The organism is Mucilaginibacter sp., from assembly GCF_964263795.1.
Taxonomy (GTDB): domain Bacteria; phylum Bacteroidota; class Bacteroidia; order Sphingobacteriales; family Sphingobacteriaceae; genus Mucilaginibacter.
The window spans coordinates 167,244-182,010 of the sequence record NZ_CAXVWK010000016.1 but is presented as its reverse complement, the minus strand read 5'-3'; the positions used below and the strand labels follow the sequence as shown (position 1 = coordinate 182,010).

At 43.1% G+C, this 14,767-nt stretch carries 13 protein-coding genes; 5 read left to right on the top strand and 8 right to left on the bottom strand.

Annotated features, from left to right (window positions below; genetic code table 11):
- The gene (gene panC, locus ACE5CV_RS02290; RefSeq protein ID WP_374948530.1) at window positions 1–831 is read right to left on the bottom strand and encodes a pantoate--beta-alanine ligase; all 831 of its coding nucleotides are present in this window, start codon (window positions 829–831) and stop codon (window positions 1–3) included.
- Between the two features lie 152 nt (window positions 832–983).
- Here panC and ACE5CV_RS02285 point away from each other — a divergent pair, with 152 nt between their 5' ends.
- From ACE5CV_RS02285 to ACE5CV_RS02270, 4 genes are all read left to right on the top strand, one after another.
- Window positions 984–1,808: a glycogen/starch synthase gene (locus ACE5CV_RS02285; RefSeq protein WP_374948529.1), complete on the top strand. Its 825-nt coding sequence runs from the start codon at window positions 984–986 to the stop codon at window positions 1,806–1,808.
- A gap of 16 nt (window positions 1,809–1,824) precedes the next feature.
- Window positions 1,825–3,240 (top strand): DUF4270 family protein, encoded by a 1,416-nt coding sequence (locus ACE5CV_RS02280; RefSeq protein WP_374948528.1) that lies wholly within the window; start codon window positions 1,825–1,827, stop codon window positions 3,238–3,240.
- A gap of 93 nt (window positions 3,241–3,333) precedes the next feature.
- On the top strand, window positions 3,334–5,169 hold the full coding sequence (gene glmS, locus ACE5CV_RS02275) for a glutamine--fructose-6-phosphate transaminase (isomerizing) (RefSeq protein WP_374948527.1): 1,836 nt from the start codon (window positions 3,334–3,336) through the stop codon (window positions 5,167–5,169).
- 255 nt (window positions 5,170–5,424) lie between these two features.
- Window positions 5,425–6,360, top strand: a complete 936-nt coding sequence (locus tag ACE5CV_RS02270) for a LysR substrate-binding domain-containing protein (RefSeq protein ID WP_374948526.1) — start codon at window positions 5,425–5,427, stop codon at window positions 6,358–6,360.
- Between the two features lie 4 nt (window positions 6,361–6,364).
- On the opposite strand, the gene ACE5CV_RS02265 is transcribed toward ACE5CV_RS02270, so the two are convergent.
- From ACE5CV_RS02265 to ffh, 3 genes are all read right to left on the bottom strand, one after another.
- Window positions 6,365–6,769: an HIT family protein gene (locus ACE5CV_RS02265; RefSeq protein ID WP_374948525.1), complete on the bottom strand. Its 405-nt coding sequence runs from the start codon at window positions 6,767–6,769 to the stop codon at window positions 6,365–6,367.
- Between the two features lie 71 nt (window positions 6,770–6,840).
- Window positions 6,841–7,317 carry a transcription elongation factor GreA gene (gene greA, locus ACE5CV_RS02260; protein WP_374948524.1) on the bottom strand — a complete coding sequence of 159 codons (477 nt, stop codon included), beginning with the start codon at window positions 7,315–7,317 and terminating at the stop codon, window positions 6,841–6,843.
- 300 nt (window positions 7,318–7,617) lie between these two features.
- Window positions 7,618–8,946, bottom strand: a complete 1,329-nt coding sequence (gene ffh, locus ACE5CV_RS02255) for a signal recognition particle protein (protein WP_374948523.1) — start codon at window positions 8,944–8,946, stop codon at window positions 7,618–7,620.
- Window positions 8,947–9,110: 164 nt separating this feature from the next.
- On the opposite strand from ffh, the gene ACE5CV_RS02250 reads away from it, so the two are divergent.
- Entirely contained in the window at window positions 9,111–11,564 is a 2,454-nt protein-coding gene (locus ACE5CV_RS02250; protein WP_374948522.1) for a DUF5916 domain-containing protein, read from the top strand.
- Window positions 11,565–11,705: 141 nt separating this feature from the next.
- Here ACE5CV_RS02250 and ACE5CV_RS02245 read toward each other — a convergent pair whose 3' ends face one another.
- The 4 genes from ACE5CV_RS02245 to ACE5CV_RS02230 all read right to left on the bottom strand — a co-directional run bounded on the left by ACE5CV_RS02245 (window position 11,706) and on the right by ACE5CV_RS02230 (window position 14,752).
- On the bottom strand, window positions 11,706–12,722 hold the full coding sequence (locus tag ACE5CV_RS02245; protein ID WP_374948521.1) for a DUF3078 domain-containing protein: 1,017 nt from the start codon (window positions 12,720–12,722) through the stop codon (window positions 11,706–11,708).
- Between the two features lie 62 nt (window positions 12,723–12,784).
- A complete protein-coding gene (locus ACE5CV_RS02240; RefSeq protein WP_374948520.1) occupies window positions 12,785–13,108 on the bottom strand; it encodes a hypothetical protein in 324 nt (107 codons plus the stop codon).
- Entirely contained in the window at window positions 13,105–13,857 is a 753-nt protein-coding gene (locus tag ACE5CV_RS02235) for a hypothetical protein (protein ID WP_374948519.1), read from the bottom strand. The genes ACE5CV_RS02240 and ACE5CV_RS02235 overlap by 4 nt, the downstream gene beginning before the upstream one ends.
- Window positions 13,858–13,921: 64 nt before the next feature.
- Complete coding sequence (locus tag ACE5CV_RS02230; protein WP_374948518.1) at window positions 13,922–14,752, bottom strand: glucosaminidase domain-containing protein; 831 nt, start codon at window positions 14,750–14,752, stop codon at window positions 13,922–13,924.
- Window positions 14,753–14,767 lie beyond the last annotated feature (15 nt).

Below are 14,767 nucleotides of genomic sequence, written 5' to 3'. Positions count from 1 at the left end.
TTAACGTAGCAACATATTGTCTATTAATCTTGTTTTACCAACTTTTGCAGCCGTAAGCGCCACAATAGTTGAGGAGTTTTCGTCGGCAGATAAAAGTGTTTTCCCGTCAGCCAATTCAAAGTATTCAGGCTCAACACCCGGTTGGTTTTGCAGGCGGGCCATAGCTTCCTGCTCCAGGTCATATATTGGCAATGTGCCGAAGTTTTCTTTGGCCCAGGTAAGCGTTTGTGACAAGACCAACGCGTGCTGTTTTTCATTTGCAGACAGGTGAACGTTCCTGGAGCTCATTGCTAAACCACCCGGCTCGCGCTCAATGGGGCACATTACCATTTTTACCGGGATGTTTAGCAGCTCTACCATTTTACTCACCACTAAAAATTGCTGGTAGTCTTTCTGGCCCATGTACAATGAGGTTGGCTTTACAATATCCAGTAATTTGAAAACCACCTGCGTTACGCCCTGATAGTGCCCCGGGCGAAACTCGCCCTCCAGCAAAAACTCCAACTGCCCGATGTTCAAATGCCATTGCTCATTGTCATCATAAATTTCCGAAACAGGGGGGTTAAATAATACGTCGCACCCGGCGGCGGTTAGTTTAGCAATGTCTGCCTCAATAGGCCTTGGATAATTTTCCAGGTCGCTGGCATTGGTAAACTGAGTTGGGTTTACAAATATGCTGCAAACCACCAAATCGTTGTTGTTCTTAGCCCGGTCTATTAATGACAAATGTCCGTTATGCAGCGCACCCATTGTAGGCACAAAGCCTATGGTTTGGTTAGCAAGTGATGACAGGTACTGCCTTATTTGTTGGCGGGTAGTGAATATCTTCAATGTAAAAGGTGTTTAAAAAGCGGGGCAAAGGTGGTTATTTGATTAAAAATTACCAAACGGGCTTGCACATGTGGTTGCCAGTTCATATAATAATGCTTATATTTGCAGACTCAAATTTTTGACTTCTTTACATTTATAAATTCTGATTAGTGATGGGTAAATCTAAGCTTTTGTTCATAACTCATGAAATGTCCCCGTTCCTTGAACTCACAAAAATTGCCGAAATAACACGCCAGCTTCCGCAAGCCATGCAGGAGAAGGGTTTTGAAATACGTATTTTAATGCCACGTTTCGGAAATATTAATGAGCGCAGGAACCGTTTGCATGAAGTTATCCGTTTATCAGGGATGAACATCATTATCAATGATAATGATAATCCGCTGATCATAAAAGTTGCTTCAATTCCGGCCGCGCGTATGCAGGTTTATTTTTTAGATAACGAAGAGTACTTTCAACGCAAGCACGTGTTTAATGATAAAGATGGTAAATTTTACGCCGACAATGACGAGCGTATGATCTTTTTCTGCAAAGGTGCTTTAGAGACTGTAAAGAAATTAGGGTGGGCACCGGATGTGATTCATTGCCACGGCTGGATGAGCGCCCTTGTGCCTGCTTACCTGAAAACCACTTACAAAGACGACCCAACCTTTAAAAACTCTAAAGTAGTTTATTCTATTTATGATAATGAGTTTAAAGATAAGATGGACCCTGAGTTTTCACGTAAAGCCGTAATGGGTGATATGACCGAAGCTAACACCGAAATTTATAAAGAGGGTACCAACTCTGCAATGTATGCCGGTGCTATCCATTACAGCGATGGTATTGTTTTAGGCAGTGCTAACATTGATGAGGATGTGTTAAATAATGTTAAAAACAGCAATAAATCGGTGTTAGAATACGTTTCCACATCAGATTACGAAAATTATTACAATTTTTACGACGAAATCACCAACGATGAATTGGTGCATGTTGCATAAAGCTTTATAACGATATATGAAATTTTCTAAATTAGGCTTATTAACCCTGTTAATAAGTCTTTTTATTTTGAATAGCTGTAAAAACCAGGATTCTATTGGTTTAGGCGTTGACGCCGGCACTCAGCTGAACGGTACTTTAATAGCTGATACGAGTGTTGTTGTAGCTACCATGCCCGATGACACTGTTGCTACCGGCGCGCTCGTTAACAGTTCTACAACTGCAGGCACGCCATCGAAGGGCGTACTTGCTTATTTCAAAGATCCTGATTTTGGCATTACCGAAACCAATATCGCAGCAGCATTAAACCTGCCTAATGGTATCGCTTATACCTTGCCAACCGGCACAATAACTATCGATTCATCCGTACTGGTGTTACCGTATTCAGACGGTTTTTACGGAGATTCGTTAACATCGAGGTTCAAACTGGATGTACACCAACTGGCAGAAAAGGTGGTTTTAGGTACCCCATATTACAACAACAAACAATTTGCTTTCGCGCCGGCTTTGTTAGGTACTAAAACCTTTACAGCCCGTACGCACGATACCATTAAGGTGTTTAATATACTTAAGGGCCGTACAGATACCCTTATCAAGGTTGCGCCGCAATTGCGCATACCCATCAGCCAGGATTTTGTTAATACTTATTTGCTTGGTGCCGACGCTGCAACCTATCGTGCATCGCTTACGGCATTTCAAAATGGTGCAAAAGGCATTTATTTAACGCTTGACAAGAACGGCACTACCGGGCCGGGCGGTAATATCCCGTTCGAATTAGATTCTGCACGTATATCAGTATATTACAGGGCTAATAATGCGGGCGTTATAGATACTGCGATAGTAAGTATGCCTGTTCAAACATCGGCGCATGCTATTCAAATAAAACACACTTACACCCCTAAGGTGCTGGCAGCTATTAGTAGCCCGGCTACCTCGGGTTTAGTTTACTTGCAGGGTGGCGCCGGCTTAAGAGCCAAGGTTAGTTTTCCTAATATCAAAAGTATTTTTGCAGGCTTAGGTAGCGGCGTTGTAATTAACCGGGCAGAGCTTGTAGTTAAAGTGGCACCGGGTACTAATATACCGTACAGGGCACCACAGCGGTTAACCATGTACCAGTTGGATATTGCAAAGCAGCGTACCAGTATACCTGATGGGTCGATAACTGACCCGCGCGGAGTAAACGGTACAGGCGCATTTGGTGGATTTTACATAGCCGCAACAGGCGAGTACCATTTTACCGTAACAGGATACATTCAAGACCTGATAAGTGGCAAGGCTGTAGATAATGGTACATTTATCGCCCCTGTAAATCCGTTAAGCAGCAGCGTTGATATTACACCAACCGCGCAGTACACAGAGCGTTTAATTACCTTTGGTAAAAATTCGCCAAATCGTATAAAGCTTAACATCATTTACACAAAAATTAATAAGTAAGCTAATCTGGCTGTCAACGTTTATTAAGTTGACACATAGGGAATATTTGCTTTTCCTGCTATTTTTGCACTATCAGTTTTTTAAAAGAATAGTATGTGCGGAATAGTAGGATATATAGGTTTTAGGGATGCTTATCCCATTGTTATTAAAGGGTTACACAGGTTAGAATACCGCGGCTACGACAGCGCAGGTGTTGCATTGTCAAATAACGGCTTAAAGGTTTATAAGAAAGCCGGCAAGGTAAGCGACCTGGAGGATTTTGTAAAAGACATTAAGCTTTCCGGCACTGCTGGCATGGGCCATACCCGTTGGGCCACCCACGGTGCGCCAAGCGACAGAAATTCACACCCTCACTCATCAGGCGACCGTAAGCTTACCATCATCCACAATGGTATTATAGAAAACTACGCTACGTTAAAGGAAGCCCTTATTGCTAAAGGCCATACCTTTAAAAGTGATACCGATACCGAGGTACTAATCCATTTTATTGAAGACATCCAGTCATCTACCGGGAAAAGCTTACAGGAATCCGTTAGGCTTGCGCTTAACCGTGTAGTGGGAGCCTACGCCATTGTTATAATGAGTGCCGATCATCCGGATGAGATGATTGCCGCCCGTAAAGGCAGCCCAATGGTTATAGGGGTAGGCAAGGGCGAGTATTTTGTAGCATCAGACGCTACACCGATAGTAGAATACACCAAGAATGTTATCTATTTGAACGATAATGAAATCGCTTATATTAAACGCGATGACCTGCTGGTTAAAAATATTGACAATACCATTCAGGAGCCATACATACAAGAGCTGGAATTGAAGCTGGAGATGCTGGAAAAGGGCGGCTATGATCACTTCATGATGAAAGAGATCTATGAGCAGCCCCGGTCTATCCGCGATTGCCTGCGCGGCCGTATCTATCCCAAACAGGGCATGGTACAACTGGGTGGCATTAAAGAGTATGTAGAGAAGCTAAAGAACATCGACAGGATCATCATAGTTGCCTGTGGTACATCATGGCACGCCGGTTTGGTAGGAGAATATCTTATCGAGGAGTTTGCCCGGGTCCCGGTTGAAGTTGAATATGCATCAGAGTTTAGGTACCGTAACCCTATTATCACATCTAAAGATCTGGTGATTGCCATTTCACAATCCGGCGAAACGGCCGATACCATGGCTGCAATCGAACTGGCTAAAGAAAAAGGTGCAACTATTTTTGGTATTTGCAATGTAGTTGGTGCTTCTATTCCTCGCTTAACGCATGCTGGTGTCTATACCCATGCCGGTCCCGAAATAGGAGTAGCATCTACCAAAGCCTTTACCGGCCAGGTAACTGTTTTAACACTAATAGCCTTTTACATAGCGCAACAACGGGGTACCATTACCCAAAGTAAATTTATTGAGTACTTAACCGAATTAGATGAGGTACCTGAATTGGTTGAGCGTGCGCTACAATCTAACGACCAGGTAAAAGCCATTGCCGAACGGTTTAAAGATTCTGCCAACTGTTTGTTCCTTGGACGCGGAAGCTCTTTCCCGGTGGCCTTAGAAGGTGCCCTTAAGCTTAAAGAGATCTCCTATATTCATGCGGAAGGTTACCCGGCGGCCGAAATGAAACACGGGCCTATCGCCCTGATAGATGCGGAAATGCCGGTGGTATTTATAGCTACCAAAAACTCATCTTACGAAAAAGTAGTAAGTAACATCCAGGAAGTTAAAGCCCGCGGAGGAAAGATCATCGCAATAGTATCTGAAGGTGATGTTGATGTTAAAGAAATGGCCGACTATGTGATTGAGATCCCTTTAACAGGCGAAACATTTGTACCAATTTTAGCAACCATACCTCTTCAGTTACTATCCTACCATATTGCAGTGATGCGTGGCTGTAACGTTGATCAGCCGCGTAACCTTGCTAAATCTGTTACGGTAGAATAATTCTGGAATGATACTTGTTTTGGTTAGGTTAACTAAAACTAACTACTATGGCAGCTAAAGGAAAAAGAGGCTCATGCTGGGCAGGTTATAAAATGGCCGGCATGAAAAAGAAGAAAGGAAGACAAGTTCCTAATTGTATAAAAGCAAAATCAAAAAAGAAAAAGTAATAACGAGCCGCTTTAAAAGCGGCTTTTTTTGCTAATACCTGATAGATAAAATCAAATAGTTACTACATTTGAATAGATAATAACTATCATGACTTTAACTCAACTGGAATATATTGTAGCTGTAGATACCCATCGCAGTTTTGTAGCCGCCGCCGAAAAATGTTTTATTACCCAGCCTACATTAAGTATGCAGATACAAAAGCTGGAAGATACACTGGGTGTAAAATTATTTGACAGGAGCAGGCAACCGGTTGTGCCAACAGAGATAGGGATAGAGATCGTAGCGCAGGCCCGGATACTTCTTGCAGAAAGCGAAAAGATAAAGGAAATCATCAGCGACCGGCAGAAAGAGCTCTCGGGTGAGTTGCGGATAGGAATTATCCCAACTGTTGCGCCCTACATACTCCCTAAAATAATGCATGGTTTTTTTGAAAAGTATCCGCAGGTTAAACTGGTGGTATGGGAACAAACCACAGAACAGATCATTCAGCAACTTAAATTAGGCGCGTTAGACTGTGGCATACTATCTACTCCGCTGCATGAATCAGGCCTTACAGAGGTGCCGGTGTTTTATGAAAACTTTGTTGCCTATGCATCCAAAAATAGCAAGCTATTCAAAAAGAAAAACATTGTTCCGGATGATATAGACATGGAAGAGATCTGGGTGCTTAACGAGGGGCACTGCATGCGTGAGCAGGTTTTAAATATTTGCCAGCGCCGCAAAGCTACCAAGGGTTACCAGCACTTTGAATACAATACAGGGAGTGTTGAAACTTTAAAACGCATGGTTGACATGAACAATGGTGCTACCATTTTACCAGAACTGGCCCTGGCGGACCTAAGCGACAAACAGCTTGACCGTGTGCGTTATTTTAAAAGCCCCGAGCCTGCCCGCGAAGTGAGTATTGTAATGAACCGTAACTTTTTAAAACGCCGCATGATAGAAGCGTTAAAAAACGAAATACTCGATTTTGTACCAAAGCGCCTGCGTACAAAGAAGAAAAAAGAAATTATGGAAATTTAAGTTGTTAATTAGTTACTTCTTTCAATGCGTCTACTATCTTTTGAGCGGTTACGGCTAACTCGTCCGGAGTAGGGCTAAGCTTTGGCCGTGCGAAGTTCATGTCATCTACGCGGTTCATTGGTATCAGGTGGATGTGGGCATGCGGCACTTCCAGTCCAATTACCGCAACGCCTACTTTTTTGCACGGTATAGCTTTTTTTAACCCTGTTGCCACAATTTTGGCAAACAGCTGCATACCCATGTACACCTCATCGTCCAGGTCGAAAATATAGTCAACCTCTACTTTTGGGATAACTAATACATGGCCCTCTGCTAAAGGGCTGATATCTAAAAACGCCAGGAATTCATTGGTTTCGGCAACCTTGTGCGCCGGAATTTCGCCCGATATGATCTTAGAAAAAATGCTCATGAAATTTGGTTTTGAGTAGTAATTAGCGAATTAATGATTAATCCGTACTAAATCATTAATTCGCTTTTAGTCTATTGCCTCGAAATTTCTTGTATTTCGAATTCAATCTTTCCGGCAGGTACCGTGATCTCGATCACCTCACCAACAGACTTACCCAGCAAGCCTTTTGCAATTGGCGACGTTACCGATATTTTACCGGCCTTCATGTCGGCCTCACTTTCAGATACCAGTTGGTAGCTCATAGATGCGCCGGTTTTAACGTTCTTTATTTTCACCACCGACAATGCTAAAACCTTTGATGTATCCATCTTCGATTCATCAAGAATGCGGGCGTTTGAGAGCACCTCTTCCATTTTAGCGATCTTTGTTTCGTGCAAACCCTGCGCTTCTTTAGCCGCATCGTACTCCGCGTTTTCAGATAAGTCGCCTTTGTCGCGCGCCTCCGCAATAGCATTAGCTATATTGGTACGACCGGTAGTTTTTAAGTACTGTAACTCTTCTTTTAATTTGTCTAAACCTTCTTTGGTATAGTATGATACCTCTGCCATAATACATTTATTAATTTAGGATAACGGCCAAAAAAAACCGCCCTGCTATTTTTGCAATAGAGAGCGAATGGCCTTAAAAAACAAACAAGACTACGCAATTCGTGCTGCATAGTCTTGTTTTGTTATAAAACGAAGATAAGCTAATTAAGTTTTAATATCCAAATTTTTGTTTTGATGAGTGGAATTACAGCTTATAGTCTTGCAAAATCTATATAGCTAACTTTATTAATTCCATGCCGGATAAAAATTAAGCCCCGCATCGCTGCAGGGCTTGTATGGCTATCTAAAAATGATAATGTATTACATTTTCGGCATCCTGCGCATCATATTGGCCATGGCGGCTGGGTTGCTCATTTGTTTCATTACCTTACGCATATCATCAAATTGTTTAATAAGGCGGTTAACTTCCTGCAGGTCGGTACCCGATCCTTTGGCAATGCGATTACGGCGGCTTTGGTTGATCAGGTCAGGATTTTCCTTTTCTTTCGGCGTCATTGATGATATGATGGCCTCGATAGATTTAAAGGCATCGTCGCTCACTTCCACATCTTTCATCATTTTGCCAACTCCAGGTATCATCCCCATCAGGTCCTTCATGTTACCCATTTTTTTGATCTGCTGAATCTGACCGTAAAAGTCATTAAAGTCGAATTTGTTCTTGCGGATCTTCTTTTGCAGCTCTGCAGCTTCCTTTTCGTCAAACTGCTGCTGGGCACGCTCAACCAGTGATACCACGTCGCCCATTCCCAAAATGCGGGATGCCATACGATCCGGGTGGAAAACGTCAAGCGCTTCCATCTTTTCGCCGGTACCAATGAATTTGATCGGCTTATTTACAACAGATTTAATAGAGAGTGCAGCACCACCGCGGGTATCACCATCAAGCTTAGTTAACACCACGCCGGTAAAGTCCAATCGATCGTTAAATACCTTGGCAGTATTTACAGCATCCTGTCCGGTCATACTATCTACCACAAACAGTATCTCATGCGGATTTATAGCGGCTTTGACCCGCTCAATCTCCACCATCATCGCCTCATCTATAGCTAAACGGCCGGCAGTGTCAATGATCACTACATTATTGCCATTTTGCTTTGCCTGGGCTATACCTTCATGGGCAATAGCAACCGGGTCTTTAGAATCGCGGTTAGCATAAACCGGGATGCCTACCTGCTGGCCTAAAACTTCCAGCTGGTCAATAGCCGCGGGGCGGTAAATATCATCGGCAACCAATAAGGGTTTTTTGCCTTTTTGAGTTTTAAGATAGTTGGCCAGTTTGCCGGTAAAGGTTGTTTTACCCGCACCGTTCAAGCCCGCAATTAATATGATTGTGGGCGACGCCTTAAGGTCCAGATCGGCGGTTGTGCCGCCCATAAGGGCTGTAAGCTCATCGTTCATGAGCTTGGTAAGCAATTGGCCCGGAGAGATGGATGTTAGTACATTCTCGCCCATTGCCTTAGTCCTCACATCATCTGTAAAGGTTTTGGCTGTTTTATAGTTAACGTCGGCATCTAAAAGAGCTTTGCGAATCTCTTTCATGGTTTCGGCCACGTTTATTTCTGTAATTGATCCCTGGCCCTTCAGTACCTTAAAGGCCCTGTCGAGTTTATCCGATAAATTTTCAAACATTATTTATTACTAATTTTTGAGGACACAAAGTTAAGATTTTGAAGCGATTTGGCTAATCCTCATTATTATAAAACGTTATTTAACACTCGTTAACTAACATTTAACAAAATAAAATGTAACGTTTTAGCAACTTCGCACATCTTATAAAAAACCTAAGCCCCGCAATGAAGGTATTTTTTCTGGCGATTTTGTGCGCTTTTATTACCCTTGACGCTTTTTCTCAAAAAGAAAAGAAAACACTTGTAGCAATAAAAACCGTTACGCCCCCTAAAATGGATGGCGCGCTGGATGATGCCGTTTGGCAAAATGTACCTATAGCAACAAACTTTGTTGAGCTGCAGCCCAATGCCGGCCGTCACGAGAAGAATGAAGAAAGAACCGAGGTTAAGATTATTTACGATAACAATTCGATTTACGTTGGCGCACGGATGTACGAAACATCGGCAGATAAAGTAGCTAAAGAATTGGCAACCCGGGACAATGTGGGCAATGCCGACTTTATCGGGATCATTTTTGATACCTATAAGGATGGAATAAACGGTACCGGCTTTTTTGTAACATCGGCCAATAGCCAGTTTGATGCCAAGTACGCTCCTAATCCTAATGGCAATACCGAAGACCCTAATTGGAACGCTGTTTGGATAAGCAAGGTTAAAATAGACGAACACGGCTGGACGGCCGAAATGAAGATTCCATACTCGGCATTGCGTTTTGCCAAAAAGGATGTGCAAACCTGGGGTATGAATTTGATCCGCAAGCGGCAAAATGTGCAGAAGCAATTGTTTTGGAACGAGATAGACCCTAAGATGAACGGTTTTATTAACCAGGAGGGAATCCTTACCGGATTGGAAAAATTGGAGCCGCCGGTAAGGCTGGCATTTTACCCATATTTTTCAACTTACGTAAACCACTACCCGTACAATACTGCCGGCCTTAAAAACACATCTACAGCGGTTAACGGGGGCATGGACGTTAAGTATGGCATCAATGAAAGCTTTACGCTTGACCTGACCCTAATCCCCGATTTTGGACAGGTACAATCAGACAACAAGATCCTTAACCTTACTCCCTTCGAGGTGAAGTATAACGAGAACCGGCCTTTTTTTACCGAAGGAACCGAATTGTTTAATAAAGGCAACCTTTTTTACTCGCGCAGGGTGGGCGGCTCGCCCATCAATTTCAACGCCCCTTACAACAACCTTAAACCCGGCGAAGAGGTGGTTAACAACCCAACGGAAACCAAGCTACTAAATGCCATCAAACTATCCGGCCGTACATCAAAAGGGTTGGGTATTGGCTTGTTTAACGCCATTACCAACACTTCCTACGCCACTGTAGAAGACGCGCAGGGCAACCGCAGGCAGGTGCAAACCAGTCCGCTGGCTAATTATAACATCCTGGTGTTTGATCAAAACCTGAAGAACAATTCGGCAATAACGCTAATCAATACTAACGTTAACCGGTTTAATAAAGATTATTCTGCAGATGTAGGCGGTTTGGTGTTTAACCTCAACAATAAAAAGAACACTTATAACCTAAGCGGTTATACTATGATGAGTAATTTGTACGGCCCAGGCCGTGCAACACAAACCGGTTATAGTTACCTGGTAAGTGGTGGCCGGTCGTCCGGTAATTTCACCTGGAACATATCGCAGGAGTTGGTTGATAGTAAATACAACAGCAATGACCTGGGCATACTCTACAATAACAACTATGTTGACTACAACTTAAATCTGCAATACTACAACTATAAGCCCAAAAAGTATTTTACCCAATGGGGCGTTTGGACCAACACTTATTATTCGCGCCGGGTTAACCCTGCTGCCTACCAATATTTTAACCAAAACTTTGGCGGGAATGGTACACTTAAAAATTTCTGGCAAATCAACATCAACGCACATTACCGCCGCCAGGGGCAGGATTTTTATGAACCCCGTGTAGCGGGCCTGATGTACAATTCGCCGGAGAATTTTGTGTTAAACTGGAACCTGAGCACCAACCGGGCCAAGCGCCTTTCGGGTGGTTTTTGGTATGGGGATCAGTGGATAGCCAACAACTACGGCGGCCGCGGACACGATCTGGAATTGTTTTATAACCTGCGGTTAAGCAACGCTTTTTCTTTTGGAGAAGATGTAACCTTTAGTCCACGCAAAAATGTGCTCGGCTACTCAACCACGGATGGGGCCGGTGTACCGGTATTCGCGCTGAGGGATGTAGAAACAGTTGAAAACATTTTTAACCTCAAATACACCTTTAGCGGGATTATGGGCCTTAACCTGCGCTTAAGGCACTATTGGAGCAAACTAAATAACCGACAGTTCTTTAACCTGCAGCCAGATGGATTGGTAGGCACTTTAACCTCTACCGATTTCAATCACGACAACAATCAGAATGTCAACATCTGGAATGTAGATATGGTGTATGTTTGGCAGTTTACACCGGGCAGTGAGTTAAGCGTTGCCTGGAAAAATTCGGCATATACCAACAACAGCCTGGCTACGCAAAACTACCTCAATAACCTCAGCAATACGTTTAGCCAGCCGCAGAATAATAACTTCTCGTTAAAGATCCTATACTACATCGACTACCAAAATTTACGGAAGAAGCATAAGGTGTAGTATTGGGACAGCCATTAAACGTTTATAAGATCATGTCTGAACCAGGATTTCGCCGATTTAAGGATGCCACAATGCCTGTTATCCGCATAAATTCTTTTATCACTATAAATCGAGGTTCAGAAAAAAGATAAGAGCAAGAATTTATGGGAACTTATACAATACACCCAAAGATAAGCCCTCTGTACCTTGTACGCTGTTAGATGTATTTTTATCGAAGAGCAGGGTGCCATTGATAGATACATTAATAAGCCGGTTTACCTTTGCAGCCAGGATGGCATCAAACCGATGGCGTACATACGATAACGGTTGCTGATACGGTATAAACATATCGTAACGGGCGTTAAAGTGCATATTTTTGGCAATATCCTTATCAAATATCGCCACTATCTGAAAGGCGATATCATTACGGAAGGTTTTGCCGGGTGTTACCCCGTAATTACCCGGATTGTTTCGGTAGATGGTGGTATCCGATACAAAGGTTTGGCGGGCGGTACCGGTACCTAACCTCAGGTCGAAATATTTTGCCGGCTTGTACTCAAAACCTATCGACTCGGTTAAATAGCCTGGCGACATGAAATCAGAAATAAGCAGTGGCGGGTTCACATTATTAGGATCATACTGATAACCTTTATCAAACTGACTTTCGAAACTTAACGACCCGAAAAAGAACCAGTGTTTGGATAACTGCGATGCCCACTTATTATCAAAGAAGATCCGGTCGTTAGTTTTACGGGCACCCTGACCTTTATTTTTCGATTTCCCGTAAAGCAGGTTCAGTTCAGACACGTAGCTGAACGGCGCTTTGTTATACTCGATATGGTAAATAAAATTCGACCCTAAAGCTACTGATGTAACACCTCCCGCAGCATAGTTATTACTAAAGGCGGCCTGGTTAAAGTTAAGTGCAAAGGTTATGTTTTTGCGCCAGTAGCTCACCTTGTAATCCATCAGGTTAACCGGCAGGTATTCCGGCTGTATCTGCAAAGGACGGTTTTTAACAGGTATAGCGTTTTTTTGCGGGAACAAACGATACCTGTTCAGCATATTGGTATCTATTTTAAGCGAGTCCTTTTCAATGGTATCTGTAGTTTGCGCACCGGCACTTAGCGCTAAGGAGATAAACAGTAAAAAACACAAACCCAAACCTGTTCTTAACATATGGCAAATAAAAAGCAAAAATCTGTTATTTCCTCAACTAAATTCAAATTATACGGGTAGCATTAGCAGTAACGTATCCAGGCAAACCACTTTCTGCTTTCAAGATATCGCACATTATTTTCATTGCTGTAAGCTTCGCGCTCAAACACAATGTTCAAATACGCAGCGTTATGCGACTTGTACTTAACCAAATTCAGTAAGTAATTAAGCAGGTAAAGTAAATAGAACGGAATCACAAGCAACTCTAACTGTTGCCGCAAATGGATCTTTTCATGATCTAATAACACACGGTCGTTCAAATCTGCTTTATTGCTTACCAGTATGAACGGGAACAGCGCCATCCCGCTAACTTTTAAGAAAGGTATTACTATAACCGGGAACTTCATTGGTTGGGTAAAGGCAATACTGGTAACGCCGGCAAATCAAAAGCTTTAGGGTTGCGCAGGTAGCGCCGCAAATTAGCCCGGATGCTGGATACAAATTCGTACTCATTATAGTTAGTCACCTGGTAATAGCCGGGGCGGTACTTCAGCATAAAATCTGTAAGCTGCGGGTCTATAAGTTTAGTTACAGATGCTACAAAAGTTTTGTTGAAGCGATAGTCTATCACGGTTTGCTTGTAATCGCGGTCAATTTCTTCACGCAAATGGGCGGCATTGCGTCCGCTGCGGCTAAAGGCGTTATAAATCGCGTCGATACCGATGCCTGCACCCGCGCCCGGCGACACAGTTAAAAAGTCGCTGGTACTCAAAGATCCATAAGCTTTGTTATAGTCGCTCCGGGTTTGCTGGTAACGCTTAGTAGGGCACAGCAAGGTATCCCTTATTGTTACCTGTGCCAGTTGTATAGCCGATGGTTTCATGTAAATAGCCAGCGGTGCAAAACTTTTCACCTTAATGGTATCAGCAATATGATCTGCTTTAGAGAAGATGAGCACATCGCCAACGGATGCGCTGATCTTAAATTCCCCCTTAAATGTATTGTAAACAGATTTACCGCTGTTAACGTTCTGTACGTTAACCTTAGCAATACGGCTTTTGCTTTCTTTATCAAACACAATCCCGCTAACATCCTTGTCCTGTGCAAAGGCATTTACAGATAGGGCAATAAAAAATAAGGGGAGCCATAATTTCATCACGAGGTTTAAAATTACGGTATCGGCAGGGTTTACACTACTCTTTAACAATATTTAACACGTTTTACCTGGCAACAACCAGCTTCTGGCCTATCCTGATGCTGTTATCGGCTATGTTGTTTATCGCCTTTAACTCATCAACCGTTATGCCAAAACGTTTAGCGATGCTGTATAGTGTATCGCCTTGTTTAATAGTATATGATTTTATCTCGGGGGAAATCTTGGTAATACTGTCGGCCTGTGGCTTGCCAATCTGGTCATTGATCTGCGCCAGCACGCGGTCTTCGCGCTTTATTTTCTGTACTTCGCCTTCCGGCCGGTCATATTGGCTAAGGTCGTATTTGTCGATGATATTAAGTAGCAATTGCGGATATTTTGGGTTGGTGGCGTAGCCTGCGGCCTTTAACCCGTAAGCCCATCCACGGTAATCATTTTTATCCAGTTCAAAAAGGCGGGCGTAATTCTTCTTTTTTAAAAACTCCGAGTGATCACGAAAAGATTCTTCGGGGTTGGCGTACACCCTAAAACAATCATTGACGTTGTCATCATTCTTATAATAACTTTCGCCCGTCCAGGTGCTGCCGCATTTGATGCCGAAATGGTTATTGGCCACCACAGCAAGATCACTGTTACCGCTGCCGCTTTCAAACAGCCCCTGAGCAAGGGTAATGCTTGCCGGGATACCATAGGTATTCATTTCCTGTATGGCAATGGCTTTAAAACGCTCTATGTACTCTAATGATGTTGATGCATGGTGTGCTGCAATGGCGCTGCTATTGCGTTTTTGAATGGACTTGTTGTTTTTGCGTGCCTTGCTGCTGCTAATAGTACTTTTATGTGCCGAGCAGGAGGTAACACAAAGGCCAAGTAGTAGTATGGAGAATATTATACGCATGTAATTAACCGGTAG